The 15649-nt window shown below is 70.6% G+C and carries 17 protein-coding genes; 10 read left to right on the top strand and 7 right to left on the bottom strand.

The window, feature by feature from the left end:
* Positions 1-8 precede the first annotated feature (8 nt).
* Complete coding sequence (locus tag VM938_05280; GenBank protein HVF74440.1) at positions 9-758, top strand: class I SAM-dependent methyltransferase; 750 nt, start codon at positions 9-11, stop codon at positions 756-758.
* Here the strand turns inward: VM938_05280 and thiH are convergent.
* Both thiH and VM938_05270 read right to left on the bottom strand, forming a co-directional pair.
* Positions 722-1873 (bottom strand): 2-iminoacetate synthase ThiH, encoded by a 1152-nt coding sequence (gene thiH, locus VM938_05275; protein ID HVF74439.1) that lies wholly within the window; start codon positions 1871-1873, stop codon positions 722-724. The genes VM938_05280 and thiH overlap by 37 nt on opposite strands.
* Positions 1870-2640 carry a thiazole synthase gene (locus tag VM938_05270; GenBank protein ID HVF74438.1) on the bottom strand — a complete coding sequence of 257 codons (771 nt, stop codon included), beginning with the start codon at positions 2638-2640 and terminating at the stop codon, positions 1870-1872. Before VM938_05270 ends, thiH begins: the two co-directional genes overlap by 4 nt.
* Positions 2641-2756: 116 nt before the next feature.
* On the opposite strand from VM938_05270, the gene VM938_05265 reads away from it, so the two are divergent.
* The 4 genes from VM938_05265 to lipA all read left to right on the top strand — a co-directional run bounded on the left by VM938_05265 (position 2757) and on the right by lipA (position 7740).
* Complete coding sequence (locus VM938_05265) at positions 2757-3095, top strand: DUF2203 family protein (protein HVF74437.1); 339 nt, start codon at positions 2757-2759, stop codon at positions 3093-3095.
* A 147-nt stretch (positions 3096-3242) separates the two neighbouring features.
* Positions 3243-4640 carry a dihydrolipoyl dehydrogenase gene (gene lpdA / locus VM938_05260; GenBank protein ID HVF74436.1) on the top strand — a complete coding sequence of 466 codons (1398 nt, stop codon included), beginning with the start codon at positions 3243-3245 and terminating at the stop codon, positions 4638-4640.
* The gene (locus tag VM938_05255; GenBank protein ID HVF74435.1) at positions 4640-6130 is read left to right on the top strand and encodes a dihydrolipoamide acetyltransferase family protein; all 1491 of its coding nucleotides are present in this window, start codon (positions 4640-4642) and stop codon (positions 6128-6130) included. Before lpdA ends, VM938_05255 begins: the two co-directional genes overlap by 1 nt.
* Positions 6130-7740: a lipoyl synthase gene (gene lipA / locus VM938_05250; protein ID HVF74434.1), complete on the top strand. Its 1611-nt coding sequence runs from the start codon at positions 6130-6132 to the stop codon at positions 7738-7740. Before VM938_05255 ends, lipA begins: the two co-directional genes overlap by 1 nt.
* Here the strand turns inward: lipA and VM938_05245 are convergent.
* Positions 7699-8055, bottom strand: coding sequence for a hypothetical protein (locus tag VM938_05245; GenBank protein HVF74433.1), 357 nt, complete (start codon positions 8053-8055; stop codon positions 7699-7701). The two genes, lipA and VM938_05245, sit on opposite strands and share 42 nt — an antisense overlap.
* 16 nt (positions 8056-8071) lie before the next feature.
* Here VM938_05245 and VM938_05240 point away from each other — a divergent pair, with 16 nt between their 5' ends.
* Genes VM938_05240 through VM938_05230 form a run of 3 tightly spaced genes read left to right on the top strand, consistent with a single transcriptional unit; the run spans position 8072 to position 10751 of the window.
* Positions 8072-9160, top strand: a complete 1089-nt coding sequence (locus VM938_05240) for an aminopeptidase P family protein (GenBank protein ID HVF74432.1) — start codon at positions 8072-8074, stop codon at positions 9158-9160.
* Complete coding sequence (locus VM938_05235; GenBank protein ID HVF74431.1) at positions 9160-9891, top strand: SDR family oxidoreductase; 732 nt, start codon at positions 9160-9162, stop codon at positions 9889-9891. The genes VM938_05240 and VM938_05235 overlap by 1 nt, the downstream gene beginning before the upstream one ends.
* Before the next feature lie 5 nt (positions 9892-9896).
* Positions 9897-10751 carry a hypothetical protein gene (locus VM938_05230; protein ID HVF74430.1) on the top strand — a complete coding sequence of 285 codons (855 nt, stop codon included), beginning with the start codon at positions 9897-9899 and terminating at the stop codon, positions 10749-10751.
* Positions 10752-10829: 78 nt separating this feature from the next.
* Here the strand turns inward: VM938_05230 and VM938_05225 are convergent, their stop codons facing one another.
* Together VM938_05225 and VM938_05220 are read right to left on the bottom strand one after the other, a co-directional pair.
* Positions 10830-11615, bottom strand: coding sequence for a hypothetical protein (locus tag VM938_05225; protein ID HVF74429.1), 786 nt, complete (start codon positions 11613-11615; stop codon positions 10830-10832).
* A gap of 5 nt (positions 11616-11620) precedes the next feature.
* A complete protein-coding gene (locus VM938_05220) occupies positions 11621-12133 on the bottom strand; it encodes a hypothetical protein (GenBank protein HVF74428.1) in 513 nt (170 codons plus the stop codon).
* A gap of 202 nt (positions 12134-12335) precedes the next feature.
* On the opposite strand from VM938_05220, the gene VM938_05215 reads away from it, so the two are divergent.
* Positions 12336-12680, top strand: coding sequence for a hypothetical protein (locus tag VM938_05215; protein HVF74427.1), 345 nt, complete (start codon positions 12336-12338; stop codon positions 12678-12680).
* 224 nt (positions 12681-12904) lie between these two features.
* A complete protein-coding gene (locus tag VM938_05210) occupies positions 12905-13351 on the top strand; it encodes a hypothetical protein (protein HVF74426.1) in 447 nt (148 codons plus the stop codon).
* 53 nt (positions 13352-13404) lie between these two features.
* Here VM938_05210 and VM938_05205 read toward each other — a convergent pair whose 3' ends face one another.
* Positions 13405-14145: a hypothetical protein gene (locus VM938_05205; GenBank protein HVF74425.1), complete on the bottom strand. Its 741-nt coding sequence runs from the start codon at positions 14143-14145 to the stop codon at positions 13405-13407.
* Positions 14142-15649, bottom strand: a 1508-nt coding sequence (locus tag VM938_05200; protein HVF74424.1) for a vitamin B12 dependent-methionine synthase activation domain-containing protein, incomplete at its 5' end; no start/stop codon positions are given. The genes VM938_05205 and VM938_05200, both read right to left, overlap by 4 nt.

Raw genomic sequence — 15649 nt, 5'->3', positions numbered from 1 at the left:
CAGTCGGGATGGACTTCGTGCAGGTGTTCGGCCGGGCGGCGGCCGACTACGACAGCGTCATCCCCTTCTTCCGCACGTTCGGCGAACGGCTGGTCGACTACGTCGACGTGCAGCCGGGCGACGACGTGCTCGACCTCGCCTCCGGCCGGGGCGCCACGGTGTTCCCGGCGCTGGCCCGAGGAGCCGGCGTGGTGGCCACCGACCTGGCGCCGGAGATGGTCGAGGCGCTGCGGGCCGACGGGGTCGACGCCCGGCTCATGGACGCCCAAGAACCCGAGGGCAATGCCGACTACGACGTGGTCCTGTGCGCCTTCTCCGTGGGCTTCCTGCCCGACCGAGCCACGGCGTTCGCCAACTGGCGACGGGTCCTTCGCAACGGCGGGCGGGTGGGGCTGTCGGTGCCGACGGGCGCCAACGACGAGATGATGTTCTTCGGCGACGTGGCCAAGCAGTTCGTCGCGATGCCGCCGCCGTTTCCGCCCGGCGACATCCGGGCCGAGCTCACCGCCGCGGGCTTCACCGGCGTGGAAGAGCACGACGACGAGGCCCTCTTCGTCTTCCCCGACGAAGAGGCTTGGTGGCGGTGGGTCAACAGCCAAGGCCAGCGCGCCGCCATCGAACGGGTGCCTGCCGACAGGCTCGATGCCTTCAAAGAGGCCTGCTTCGAACGGCTGCGCCCCAGCCGCCAACCCGACGGCTACCACCTGGTGCAGCGGGCTCGTTACACCCGCTGCCAGTCCTTCCACACCGGGTCGTAGCCCGCGGCGCGCAACACGGCCGCCACCTCGTCGGCCGATCGCGTGTCGGACACTTCGAACTGCGGCTCGGCGTCACTGGGCGCCGCGTAACCGCCGGGCTCCGTATGCGAGCCCGCCGACATCGAGGTGATGCCCAGTCGCACCAGCGCATCGCGCAAGGCGGGCGACTCCCGCGTCGACAGCGTGATGCCGAGGTCGGGCAGCAAGAGCCGCAGGGCGCACAGCAGTTGCACGAACTCGGGGTCGTCGACCGGGTCGGCCGGCGGCGTCTCCAGGCCGGCGGCGGGCCGCAGGCGGGGCAGGCTCATCGACACCTCGCAGCGCCAGTGCCGCTTGATCAGCGCCCGGGCGTGCACGGCCACGGCCAGCGCCTCCAAGCGCCAGTCGCCGTGCAGGCCGAGCAGGGCACCGATGCCCAGCCGCCGCATGCCCGCCTCCGCGCCCCGGTCGGGAGCGGCCAAGCGCCAGTCGTAGTTGCGCTTCTTACCCTTGAGATGCACATCCGCGTACGTGGTGCGGTCGTACGTCTCCTGGTACACGACCAAGCCGTCGCAGCCCGCCTCCACCAAGCGGCGGTAGGTGTCGGTGTCCCACACCTGCACCTCGATGGAGATCATGGGCATGACCGGTGCCACCGCCCGCACCACGTCGACCAAGTAGTCCTTGCTCACGATGCGGGCGTGCTCGCCTGCCACCAGCAGCACGTGGCGGAAGCCGCGGTCGCGCAAAGCAGTGACCTCGGCCACCACCTCGTCGACCGCCAACGTGCGCCGAGCGATCTCGTTGCCCGCCGAGAACCCGCAGTACGTGCACGTCGACACGCACTCGTTCGACACGTACAGCGGGGCGAACAACTGCACTGTGCGACCGAAGCGGCGCACCGTCGATTCATGGGCGGCGCGGGCGATGTCCTCCAGACGGGGGACGGCGGCGGCCGACAGCAGCGCCGCGAAGTCGGCGGGGGTGCGACGGGTCGCCGCCAAGGCGCGGGCGACGTCGGCGGGCGTGGCCCGGTCGACGAGCGCACGCAAGGCGCCGAGGTCGACGGCCAGGAAGTCGGCCGCGGCGGTGCCGTCGGGCACGCCCGCGGGGCGCGACTCGAGCTCGATCCTCACGACAGGAAGCCGGTCAGCGGCGAGGACGCTTCCGCCTCCCGCTTCACCGCAGGCAGGCCGGCGACGTAGCCCTCGCGTCCGGCCTCCACTGCCTTGCGGAACGCCGCGCCCATGGCCACGGGGTCGGCCGCCGTGCCGATGGCGGTGTTGACCAACACGGCATCGGCGCCCAGTTCCATGGCTTCGGCGGCTTGGCTGGGCGCGCCGATGCCCGCGTCGACCACCACGGGCACGAGCGACTGCTCCACGATGATCTCGATGGCCGCCTTGGTGCGCAGCCCTTGGTTCGACCCGATCCACGAGCCCAGCGGCATGACCGTGGCGCAGCCCACCTCTTCCAAGCGTTTGCACAACACGGGGTCGGCCGAGCAGTACGGCAGCACCACGAAGCCCTCGGCGCACAACACCTCGGCGGCGCGCAGCGTCTCGATGGGGTCGGGCAGGAGGTAGCGGGGGTCGGGCGTCACTTCGAGCTTCACCCACTCGGGCATGCCCGCGGCCCGGGCCAGCCGGGCCAGTCGCACCGCTTCGTCGGCGTCGACGGCGCCGCTGGTGTTGGGCAGCAGTTGCACCCGACCGTCCGCCGGGATGGCGTCGAGGATGTCTTCGTCGGCCGTGAGGTCGACCCGCCGCAAGGCCACGGTGACCATCTCGGTGCCGGAGGCGACGATGGTGTCGCGCAGCGACGACAGCGACGGGAACTTGCCGGTGCCGAGGAACAGGCGCGAGCCGAACACTCTGCCGCCGATGACCAACCGATCCTGCATGCCACGCTCCCTTGGCCCGCATTACCGGGCCGGTCTTCCGAGGGTCGCGAGCCGTGCGAACTCGCCTCTCAGCCCGGCGCGCCGAGCTCCCCTGCGTCATCGCTAGCGTACCGCCGATGCGTTACTGGACCGTCGAGGAAGCCCGGGAGTACCTGCCCCGGCTGCGCGAGCTGCTCGACGTGCTCCAGCGGGCGTCGGTGGTGGCGGGCAAGCCCCGCACAAACGGCCATGGCCTCCGCCCCGGCGACGACCCCGAAGCGGCGGCGGCGGAACTGGCGGCGAGCGACATCGTCGTGCGCGACCCCACGGTGGGCTTGGTCGACTTCGCCGCCGTCGGGGAGGATGACGTCGTGTACTTCCTCTGCTTCCGGCTCGACGACGCCGACCTGGCGTGGTGGCACCTGCCGGAAGAAGGCTTCCCCGGCCGCAAGCCGCTCCCTCGGGGCGCATCTTGAGCACCCGGAAGCTGATCATCGCCGCCCTCGTCACGGGCCTCGCCATCCTGGTCGCCTTCGCCCTCCAGGTGACCCTGGCAACACGCTGACGGGCAGAAATAGCCCGGTTCGGCGGTTGGGTAGGCTGCGGGCCGAGAAACCAGGGAGGTGGTCCCCACGGCCGAGCAGTTCGATGTCGTCGTCGTTGGCGGCGGCCCAGGCGGGTATGCCGCAGCGCTCTACGGAGCAGCAGCGGGCCTGAGCGTCGCAGTCGTCGAGAAGGACAAGGTCGGGGGAACCTGCCTCCACCGGGGATGCATCCCGGCAAAAGAGTTCCTGGAGACGGCGAGCGTGTTCCGCACCGTCGCCGGCGCCAAGGAGTTCGGCGTGCTCGCCGACCAGCCCGCAGTGGAGTTCGCCACCAGCCAGGCCCGCAAGCAGAAGGTCGTCGACCAACTGTGGAAGGGCCTGCAGGGCCTGATGAAGCGGCGCAAGATCACCATCGTGTCGGGCACCGGCACACTCACCGCCGACAAGACGGTCAAGGTCAGCGACGGCACCGAGCTCAAGGGCCGCCACGTGATCCTCGCTGCGGGCTCCGTGGCCCGCACGATCCCCGGCTTCGAGGTCGACGGCCGTTACGTCATGACCTCCGACGAAGTCCTCATGCTCGACAAGCTGCCCAGTTCGGCCGTCGTCATCGGCGGCGGGGCCATCGGCTGCGAGTTCGCCTCGATGATGAGTGACCTCGGCGTGCAGGTGACGATCCTCGAAGCGCTGCCCAAGCTGCTGCCGGGGTGCGACGCCGACGTCGTGGCCGTGGTGGCCAAGTCGTTCCAGAAGCGCGGCATCGACGTGAAGCTCGGCGTCAAGGTGCACGGCCACCAGCCGGGCGATTCCGGCACCACCGTGAAGTTCGGCGAAGGCGAGCAGATCACCGTCGACACCGTGGTCATGTCGGTCGGCCGCCGCCCCTACTCCGACGGGTTGGTCGACGGGGTCGAGGGCGTGCAGATCGACCAGCGCGGCTTCGTCGCCGTCGACGAGTACATGCGCACCGGCGAGCCCGGCGTCTATGCCGTGGGCGACCTGGTGGCCACGCCGGCCTTGGCCCACATCGGCTTCGCCGAGGCCATCGTCGCCGTCAAGGACATCCTGGGCGAGAAGCCCGTGCCCGTCGACTACGGCAAGGTCCCGTGGTGCATCTACTGCCATCCCGAGGTCGCCTTCGCGGGCATGTCGGAGGAAGCCGCCCGGGAAGCGGGCTACGACGTGATCGCCAAGAAGGACCCGTTCATCGGCAACGGCCGAGCCCTCATCGTGGGCGAGCCCGAGGGCATGGTGAAGGTCATCGCCGAGAAGGGCCCCGACGGCAAGGCCGGGCGCATCCTCGGCGTCCACATGGTGGGGCCGTGGGTCACCGAACAACTGGGCCAGGCCTACCTGGCCGTGAACTGGGAGGCCACCCCCGACGAGGTGGCCCAGTACATCCAGCCACACCCGACGCTCTCCGAGGTGTTCGGTGAGACGGTGCTGGCTTTGACCGGGAGAGGGTTGCACGCCTGATGGCCGACATCACGATGCCGCAGCTCGGTGAGACCGTCACCGAAGGCACGATCACCCGCTGGGCCAAGAAGGTCGGCGATTCGGTGGCCGAAGACGAGGTGCTGTTCGAAGTCTCGACCGACAAGGTCGACTCCGAGGTGCCCTCGCCCACCGCCGGCGTGATCACCGAGATCCTCGTGCAGGAAGGCGAGACCGTGCCGGTGGGCGCCAAGCTCGCCGTCATCGGCGACGCCGGTTCCGCACCTGCGCCTGCGCCTGCGGCTGAGCCCGAGGCCGAAGCGCAGCCCGAGCCCGAGCCCGACAACAGCGCGGGGTCCGGGTCGGAGGGCGGCTCCGGTGGTCCGGCGCCCCAGGCCATGGAGGGCGACTCGCCCGCCGAGGTGGCGGCCAAGGCCGAACAAGCGGGCGCCACCCAGGAGCAGGCCACGGCGATCGCCACCCAGGACGCACCCTCGGAGCCCGAGCCCGAGCCCGAGCCCGACAGCGACGCGTCGAGCAACGGCGGTGGCGGCGACAGCCGCGTGCTGTCGCCCGTGGTGCGCCGGCTCATCGCCGAGCACAACCTGCAGCCCGATGCCATCCCCGGCACCGGCGCAGGCGGCCGCATCACCCGCGCCGACGTGCTGGCGTTCATCGACAAGGGCGGGGCCGCCGCGCCGGCTTCCGCCCCCGAGGCGCCCAAGCCGCAGCCGCAAGCGGCGCCCGCGGCGGCCGCACCGGCACCGGCGCCCGCACCCAAGCCCGCACCGGCGCCGTCGACGGTCACCGCAGGCGAACGCGACGAGGTCGTGGCCTTCTCCAACATCCGCCGTCGCACCGCCGAGCACATGCGTCGGTCGGTCGACACCTCGCCCCATGCCGTCGTCATCATGGAGGTCGACTACGAGAACGTCGACCGGGTGCGCGGCCCGCAGCGCAAGCGGTTCAAGGACGAGGAAGGCGTCAGCCTCACCTACCTCCCGTTCATCGCTCGTGCCGTCATCGACGCCATCCGCGAGTTCCCCCACGTCAACGCCTCCATGGGCAACGACGAGTTGCTCGTGCACCGCTACGTCAACCTCGGCATCGCCGTCGACATGGACTTCCAGGGGCTCATCGTCCCCGTCGTCCACGACGCCGACGGCAAGCGGCTGCGGGCGCTGGCGCGGGAGATCGGCGACCTCGGCGCCCGGGCCAAGGCCCGCAAGCTCGGCGCCGACGACATCGTGGGCGGCACCTTCACCCTCACCAACGTGGGCGGCTACGGCACGGCCATGACCATCCCCATCATCAATCAGCCCCAGGTCGCCATCCTCTCCACCGACGGCGTCAAGCCCAAGCCGGTGGCGGTCCCGCTGCCCGACGGCGGCTACGGCATCGCCGTGCACCCGGTCGGCCACCTCGTGCTGGCCTTCGACCACCGGGCCTACGACGGCGCCTACGCGGCGGCCTTCCTGGCCAAGGTCAAGGACATCCTCGAGACGCGCGACTGGGCGCAGGAACTGGCCTGATGCTGCACGCCCGGTGGCTCGGGCGAGTCCGTTACGCCGACGCCGACGCATTGCAGCGGGCCTTGTTCGCGGCCCGCGACCAGTGGCTGCTGCTGCTCGAGCACCCGCACGTGTACACCCTCGGCGTGCGGGCCGACCTGAGCCATGTGCTCGTCCCGCCTGCCGACGTGGGCGCCGAGCTGACGCGGGCCGACCGGGGCGGCGACGTCACCTACCACGGCCCCGGCCAACTGGTCGGCTACCCCATCCTCGACGTGCCCACCGGGCCGCGCTCGCGGCCCAACTACGTGCACTCGATCGAGCAGTTGGTCATCGACGTGCTGGCCGACCTCGGCCTGCCCGGCGCCACCCGGCTCGACGAGTACCCGGGCGTCTGGGTCGAGGACCGCAAGATCTGCGCCATCGGCGTGCGGGTGACGCGGGGCCGCTCCATGCACGGCTTCGCCCTGAACGTCGACCCCGACCTGTCGATGTTCGGCCACATCGTCCCGTGCGGCATCGCCGACAAGGCCGTGACCTCGTTGCAGGCGGAAGGACTCGACGTCTCCATGAAAGAGGTCGTCGACGCTGTGGTGGCGCGGGCGGCCGAGCGGTGGGGCGAGGTCGAGCGCCAGGACGTGGCGTGGCGGGTGGCGCCCGAAGACCTGTCGTCGTTCACCCGCACCGGCGGCACGGCCGTGCGGCTGCTCGGCCGGCTGGCCGAGGCGGGCGTGTCGGGCGGCTTGGCTGTCGAGGAACGCAAGCCCGAGTGGCTGCGGGTCAAGGCGTCGATGGGCTCCGAGTTCCGCGACCTCAAGAAGCGCATGCGCAGCCTCGACTTGGTGACGGTGTGCGAGGAAGCGGGCTGCCCCAACATCTTCGAGTGCTGGGCCGACGGCACCGCCACCTTCATGATCAACGGCGAACGCTGCACGCGAGCGTGCGGGTTCTGCCTGGTCGACACCCGCAAGCCCGAGGCGTTGGAGGCCGACGAGCCCGAGCGGGTGGCCCAAGCGGTGGTCGACATGCAGCTGGCCCACGCGGTGGTCACCGCCGTGGCCCGCGACGACCTCGACGACGGCGGAGCAGGCGCCTTCGCCGACACCATCGAGGCAATCCACCGTCGTTCGCCGGGCACCGCCGTCGAGGTGCTGATCTCCGACTGCAAGGGCGACCCCGAGGCGCTGCAGCGCATCTTCGACGCCCGCCCGGAGATCCTCAACCACAACCTGGAGACGGTGGCCCGCCTGCAACGAGCGGTGCGCCCGTCGGCCTCCTACGCCCGCAGCCTGGCCGTGCTGGCTCGGGCCAAGGCTGCGGGCCTCGTCACCAAGTCGGGGATCATCCTCGGCATGGGCGAGACCGAGGACGAAGTGCTCGCGGCGTTGGCCGACCTGCGCGGCGTGGGCGTCGACATCGTGACCGTCGGCCAGTACCTGCGGCCCACCGGCCACCACCTCCCGGTGGCGCGGTGGTGGACGCCCGACGAGTTCGAACGGCTGCGGCTGGCGGGCACGGCGATGGGCTTCGCCCACGTGGAGGCGTCGCCGCTCACGCGGTCGAGCTACCACGCCAAGCAGGCGGCGTCGTCAGCGACCGAGCAGGGTGAACGGCGCTTCGTCGGAGCTTGAGCAGAAGGCGATGTCGCCGTCGAAGTCGGCCTGCCACTGGTCGCCCCGGGCGATGCTTGTGGCTGCGTTGGGGTCGAGCGTCGTCTTGAGGTCGTGACGGGCATGGCCCTCGGCATCGGTGGTGGCCTCGCCTCGGTAGACCTCGGCGCCGTCGTCGAGCACCACGAACTCCACGTCCTGGCCGGGCACGCCGACCCCGCTCGCCGTGAGGCGGGCGTGCAGCATGGCGGCGGCCGACAGGCTCACCTTCTCGGCGGCCGTCGCCTCCATGGAGGTCGTGGCGCAGTCGGCGCCGTCCTCGCAGGCGACGAGCATCGTTAGGGTGAGAGCGATGAGACCGGAACGTGTGGCGGCGGTTCGTGCCCGCATGCAGGACCTCCAGATCGATGCGTTGCTGTTGTCACTCGGAGCGGACCTCCCGTGGCTCACCGGCTACGAGGCGATGCCGCTGGAACGTTTGACGATGTTGGTGCTGCCGAACGACGACGACGCCGTGTTGGTGGTGCCCGCCTTGGAGGCGCCCCGGGTGGCGGTCGACGACTCCATCTTCACATTGCGGCCGTGGGGCGAGACGGACGATCCCGTGGAGATCGTGGCCTCGCTGGTCGGGGAGCGGCGGCGGCTGGCCGTGTCGGACCGCACGTGGGCCATGTTCGTGCTGGCGTTGCAGCAGCGGCTGCCCGCCGCCTCGTGGTCGGCGGCCTCGGCGGTAACGGGTCCCCTGCGGGCGGTGAAGGACGCAGGCGAAGTGGCGGCGTTGCGAGCGGTGGCGGCGGCCGCCGACCGGGTGGCGGCTCAGCTGCTGGGCGGCGACATCGGGTTGCTGGGGCGCACCGAGGCCGAGGTCTCGGCCGACCTCTCCGCCCGGCTGCGGGCCGAGGGGCACGACCGGGTGAACTTCGCCATCGTCGGCTCCGGCCCCAACGCGGCGAGCCCGCACCACGAGCCCGGCGACCGGGTGATCGGCGTCGGCGAGTCGGTGGTGTGCGACTTCGGCGGCACCATGGACGGCTACTGCTCCGACATCACCCGCACGGTGTTCACCGGCGCGGCTCCGCAGGAGTTCCGCGAGCTGTACGGGGTACTGCAGTCGGCCCAAGCCGCAGCGGTGGCCGCTGCTGTGGTGGGCACGCCGTGCGAAGAGGTCGACGCCGTGGCCCGGCGCATCATCACCGACGCCGGCTACGGCCCGCAGTTCATCCACCGCACCGGCCACGGCATCGGCGTGGAGGAGCACGAGGACCCCTACCTGGTAGCGGGCAACGCCACGCCCTTGGTGGCGGGCCACGCCTTCTCGGTGGAGCCGGGTATCTACGTCAGCGGCCGTTGGGGTGCCCGCATCGAGGACATCGTGGTGGCCGCCGATGACGGCCCCGAGCCGCTCAACACCGTGTCGCACGACCTGGCGGAGGTGGGCTGATGGACCTCGGCATCGCCGGGCGGGTGGCGCTGGTGACTGCGGCGTCGAAGGGCTTGGGCCGCGGCGCGGCCCTGGCGTTGGCGGCCGAAGGCGTGAAGGTGGTGATCTGCGCCCGGGGCCGCGACGCGCTGGCGGAAACGGCGGCGGCCATTGCCGAAGCGGGCGGCGAAGCGCTGGCCGTCCCGGCCGACGTGACCGAGCCCGCGCAGCCCGCGGCGCTGGTGGCTGCGGCAGTACGACACTTCGGCCGCCTCGACATCGTCGTGGCCAACGCGGGCGGCCCCACGCCGATGACCGCGCTCGACGTCACCGCCGACGCCGTGCACGAGGCGGTCGAGGCCAACTTCCTCACGTCGGTGCGCTTGGTGCAGGCGGCCGTCCCCCACATGCGGGCCAACCGGTGGGGCCGCGTCTGCTGCATCACCTCGTTCGGCGTGAAGCAGCCCATCCCCGGCCTTGTGTTGTCGAACACAGCCCGCACCGCCTTGTGGGCATGGGCCAAGACGGCGGCGCCTGAGTTGTTCGCCGACGGCATCACCTTGAACCTGCTGTGCCCCGGCCTCCACGCCACCGACCGGGTGAAGCAACTGGGGCGCAGCGTGGGCGACGGCCCGCTCGGCGACCCCGACGACTTCGGCCGGGTGGCGGCATTCCTGTGCTCGGAGCCCGCCAAGTTCGTCACCGGCACTGCGCTCCAAGTGGACGGCGGCGCCGTCGTCGGGCTCCTGTAGACGGCGTGATCCGACTCGACGCAGCCACCGTGCTGCTGCAATGGGCGACCGGGGGGCTGCTGTTCCTCTGGGTGACCACGCGGCGGCGCGAGGTGGGGGTCGGCTACGGCTGGTTGCTGCGGACTACGTACTTGGTCATCGCTGCGGGCGCCGTGGCCGCCGGGCGCATGCTGGAGCCGGTCGCCGTGCGCGACGCCTGCGCAGCCGGCGTGGTGGTGGCGAGCGGCGTGGCGCTGGCTGTCTCGGTGGTTCGGCGACGGGCAGGTGTGCGGGGCGAGCGCGAACGGGCCTCGGCCCGTTCGGCGCGGGTGGCGACCATGACCGGCATCGAACGAGAAGCGGCCGACCGCGATGCGGAGGCGGCCGAGTTCCCGCCGGTACTCGACCTGGTCGCGCCGGTGATCGGCGCGGTGGGACTGGTGGCGGCAGGCATCGCCGCGGGCGGCCCCGACGCGTTGGCGGTCGTGCGCACGCTGGTCGGCGCCGCCTTCCTGGGCTGCGTCAGCGACGCCATGCTGCTCGGCCACTGGTATCTGGTGCAGCCGGGGTTGGGGCGGGGGCCGCTCAGCGAGCTCAACCGGTGGTTGGCGTGGATCTGGCCGTTCGAGGTGGCTGCCCTGCTGTGGCCCGTGGGCATGGTGTCGGTGTTCAACGGGACGATCGACGACAGCTACAACGGCCTGTTGGGCTGGTTCTGGATCGCCTGCGCGGCCACCACGCTGATCCTCACCTTCGTCACCCACGCGGCGCTGAAGGAACGGGCCTACTCAGCCGTCATGGCGGCGACCGGCTTGCTCTACCTGGCCATCCTCACCGCCTTCGGCACCGACCTGGTAGCCCGGGCTCTGTTGGCGGGCTGACCCCCCCGAGGTTGTGTAGGGATCGCGCCGTAAAACGGCGCGATCCCTACACAACTTCGGCGTCGCGGTGGAGCAAGCTCAGCGGGACAGTTGCACGGCGCCCAGGTCGGGGAGCAGGTCTTCGGAGTTGCGCTTCCCGGCGTCGGTGTCCTGGGACCAGTCGGCGAACGCCGACGCACGCTCGGGGTCGCCGTCGGCGAAGGCGCTGAGCGGCACCACGAACTCCAGCCTGCTGCCGCCCAGACGGAACGTGCCGGGGTACAGCACGAAGTCGTTGCCCCGCTGGAAGTATGCCCGCCACCCGTCGCTGCCGCCGTCGACGAACACTTGATACGCACTCTCCAGCCCCACGCCGCGGAACAGGTCGACGCCGAAGCCTTCGACCTCTCCCGGGGCCAGCGCGGCGGGCAGCGTGCCGCCCACCTCGACGGTGAGCCGCATCGTGCGTGTGCCTCGTTCCACGGTCAGCCGCACCAGGTCGGCGTAGCCAGGGCCGTCGCTCCCGTGGTCGCCGCGAGGGTCGGGTGACGACCCCACCGTGCGGTAGGTGTCGGGCACCGTGGTGGACGTGGTGGTGCCGGGGCCGCCGCCTGCAGCAGTCGTCGACGTGCCCCCGCCGGGGACGATCGACGCGGTTGTGCCCGGCCCGCTGGCCGTCGTCGTCGCCGTGGTGGCGCCCGCCTCGGGTAAGGGCGACGGCGTGATGCCGAGCTCGGGCCGGGGCAGGCCGTCGCCTCCCACGCCGTCGTCGGCGCCCTTGTTGCCGCCCGGTGCCTTGCACGCGCCGAGCACCAGCACCGTCACCAGCCCGAGCGCGAGAAGGGCCCGGCGGCGTGCCGGGCCCTTCATCGGTTGTGCAAGCACTGCTTCTATCGTCGGCTCGGCCGCATGTCGTGGGGCACGGTGACGGTGAAGGGCGAGTTGCCCTCGTCCACCGACGAGCACTCCTTGTCGTCGAAGGTGGCGACCCAGTCGATGGTGTAGGTGCGGCCGTCGCCCTTGCCGGAACGCTCCGAGCGGAGCTGGAAGTCGGCGGTGGCGCTGCCGTCGCCCGATCCTGTGGGCTCTTCGGGCGTGTAGTCGGGGTCGTGGTTGGGGCCACCGTCGCCACCGGCCACGTCGGTGACCGACGGTGTGATGGTGATGGTGACCGGGCCGCGGCCGTCGCTGTCGGCGGCAGTCACCGACACGTCCTGCATCTTGTGGTTCGGCGGCCACATCTTCAGCGGGCCGTTGTAGGTGACGGTGTCGCCGTCGCAGTCCTGGCTGGCCGATGTGTTGTCGTACTTGTTCTTGAACTCGTTGCCCGCGATGCCCGGAACGGCGAACGCCATGGCGCCCGCCCCCCCGATCGCCAGCAGCGTGACGATGCGTCGATTCACTGGTTCCCTCCCGGTTGAGCGCGAGGACGTAGACGTCCTGCTGAGCGACCCCCGGCTAAGAGTTCGTCACCCGCCCGGGTAATCCCTTTTGTCACCCGATGGGGCAGGAACCAGTGCCCGCGTCACGAAGTTGTAAGGGCGCTCCTGGGGGTCGTGAGCGCGCGCATGTATCCGCTGGGGTCGAAGACGAAAGGAAGCCACCTTGAAGAAGGTGATCGCTATCGCGTTCGGCCTGTTGGGCATGCTCGGCGGCGCAGTTGGAGTTGCCACCGCCGAGCCCGGTCCCAACGGGAAGAACAACCACGGGCTCTGCACCGCGTACTTCAACGGTTCGGAGACAGGCCGGGCCAACAAGCGCCAGGCCGGTCCGTTCGCTGCTCTCGAGAGGGCGGCCGACGACGGGGACTCCGACACGCCCATCGAAGAGGATGTGTGGAGGTGGTGTTCGGACATCGCCAACAACCCCAAGGGGATTGGCGGCAACCCCGAGGACCCCACAACTGAGGGCACCGAGGGCAACGGGAAGAACGGCCGCGGCAGGGGCTGAGCTTCTCGCAGCACGAAGTCGAACGAAGGGGCCTTCGGGCCCCTTCGTCGCGTCAGGATGGAGATGTGCGCCTCATCGGCGGGCGGGCCACAGCGCCCGCAGGCTCAGCCTCACCCCGCCGAGTGGTTTGAGATGTCCGGATTGTGCCAATGTTCCCCTTCGGTTCCCTGGGGCGAAGGACCACTGAACTGTTCAGTTGGGGTCGACGACAGGAAGGAACCAACTTGAAGAAGGTCTTTGCGGTCATCCTCGGCGTGCTCGGCATGCTGGGCGCTGCTGCCGGCATGAGCACGGCCGAACCCGGGCCGAACGGCAAGAACGACCATGGCCTCTGCACCGCCTACTTCAACGGCCAGAAGGTCGGCCACAACGGCGCCGGGCCGGAAGACCCGGATGATCCGCGGCCCTTCCAGGGTCTCGAGGACGCCGGTCGGGACTACACCGACACAGACGGCCGAGACAACGACAACGACAACGGCGTCGACGAAGAGGGCGAGAACACGAGCCTGACGGCGGCGGAGAACGTCTTCAACTACTGCCACGACCACGGCCTCATCGGTGGCAATCCCGAGCACGGCCGGTTCACGTGCGCAGACACCGGAACGACAGCGTCCACCGACCAGGACACCGACCCGGAGTGCAACCGCAACGAGAAGCCGGGCAAGGGCTGATCGAGCCGGAGCGAACGTAGAGAAGGGGCCCTGCGGGGCCCCTTCTTCGCGTGTCAGCCCGGGAAGCGGGCGGCGCCGTCGTTGTCGGGAGCGTCGTCTCGGGCCGTGGCCGCGGTACCCAGCACCTCGTAGCGGCCCCACTCCGAGGCCAGCGACCACCGGAACTGCTCGGCGTTGCCGAGGTGCGAGAGCGGGAAGCGCAGCACGACCTCGTCACCGGCAACCGTGACGGCGACTCTGGCCTTGTCGGCGAAGGCGGCCTTGCCCGCTCGGTTGTCGAACCACGAGCCGCCCCAGCCCGAGGCGGCAAGGTTGGCCCACACCTCGTAGTCGACCGACCCGTTGCCGTCGACGTCGTAGAACGAGGCGATGTTCATGGTGTGGTCCTCGTCGGTGCCGGTGGGGGCCGACCCACCGCCCAGGCGCACCCGCAGCTCGAAGCCGTCGGCCCGCCGCAGCAGGGTGGCGCCCACCAGGTCGGCCCACGCGGGCGGCGGGTCGAGGGGCGACGGGGTGAGGTCGCCGCGGGGGTCGACGAGAGCCGCGGTGGTGGCGCCGGGCACGACCGGCGCGGGCTGTTGCCCCGAGGCGCCAGTCGACGGCGTTGTCGTTGCCCCCGGCGCACCGGGCCGAGTCGTCGTCATGACCCCGTCCGCCGTCGTCGTGAGGGTGGTGCTGGTGTCGGGCGCGAACTGCGGGGTGAGCAGGTCGCCGTCGGCCGACTGCTTGGGCTTGCCGCGGGAGCAGGCGCCGACGACGAGCACGAGCGCCACGACGGCGGCGGTCCGCCTCACCGAGCGTTGAAGTACTTGGCCTGGGGGTGGTGGCAGATGATGGCCGAGGTCGTCTGTTCGGGGTGCAGCTGGAAGCCCTCGCTCACCACCACGCCGATGCGCTCGGCGTCGAGCAGGTCGGCCACCTTGGCGTTGTCCTCCAGGTCGGGACAGGCCGAGTAGCCCCACGAGTAGCGCCCGCCCCGGTACTGCTGCTTGAACAGCCCGGCCAGCGACGGCCCGTCCTCCTCGGCGAAGCCCAGTTCCTCACGGATGCGGCGATGCCAGTACTCGGCCAGCGCCTCGGCCATCTCCACGCCGAGGCCGTGCAGGAACAGGTAGTCCTGGTAGCGGTCCTCGGCGAACAGCCGAGCCGTCTCCTGCGACACCGCCTCGCCCATGGTCACGATGTGGAACGCCGCGTAGTCGACCTCGTCGGAGGCGACTGGTCGGAAGAAATCCGCGATGCAGAGCCACGGCTCGTGCGATTGGCGGGGGAAGCCGAATCGCATCCACTCCTGCGTTCGGGTCTCGTCCTTCCAGATGACGACGTCGGTGCCATCGCCGTTGGCCGCGTAGAACCCGTAGACCACCTGGGGCACCAGCACGCCGGAACCCTTCGCTTCGGCGAGCTTCTCCCGGAAGAGCGGCCGGATGCGAGCCTTGAAGTCGTCGTCGGACTCGCCCTTCTCCGGCCGGAACCCCCACTGGTTGCGGAAGAGCGCCGTCTCGTTCACAAAGCCGGCGATCTCGTCGAGGGAGATCCCCTTCACGACCTGGGAACCGAGGAACGGTGGGACGAAGACCGTGTTGTCGGTCTCCGCCTCGGGTGAGCGCGCTGGAAGCGAGGTCGGATCGACCTCGGCCTTCGGCTCGCGGCGCGGCAGGTCGCGTCCGCCAGGTGCGCGGCCGAAGTCCGCATCATCGGCGCCGCTGCGCTTCAACTCCATGAGCTTGTCCATGGTGTGGAGGCCTTCGAAGGCGTCTTTGCCGTAGAACAGGCGACCTTCGTAGACCTCGCGCAGGTCGCGCTCCACGTAGGTGCGCGTCAGCGCTGCGCCACCGAGCAGCACGGGCAGATGCGAAACGCCACGCGCGTTCATCTCCTCGAGGTTGTCGCGCATGATGAGCGTGCTCTTCACCAGCAGTCCGCTCATCCCCACCGCGTCGGCCTTCACTTCCTCGGCCTTGGCCAGTAGGTCACCGATCGGGCACTTGATGCCGAGGTTGTGCACCTCGTAGCCGGTGTTGGTGAGGATGATGTCGACGAGGTTCTTGCCGATGTCGTGCACGTCGCCGCGCACCGTCGCCAGCACGATGCGACCCTTGCCGCCCTGGTCGGCCTTCTCCATGTGCGGCTCGAGATAGGCGACCGCGGTCTTCATGGTCTCGGCCGACTGCAGCACGAACGGCAGCTGCATCTCCCCCTGGCCGAAGAGGTCCCCGACGACCTTCATCCCTTCGAGGAGGACATCGTTGATGATGGCGAGCGGGGTGTGGCCCTTGGTGAGGGCGACGTCGAGGT

Source organism: Acidimicrobiales bacterium, assembly GCA_035536915.1.
Lineage (GTDB): Bacteria > Actinomycetota > Acidimicrobiia > Acidimicrobiales > JAHWLA01 > JAHWLA01.
The sequence above is the reverse complement of the archived record's forward strand: the minus strand, read 5'-3'. Positions and strand labels throughout refer to the sequence as shown.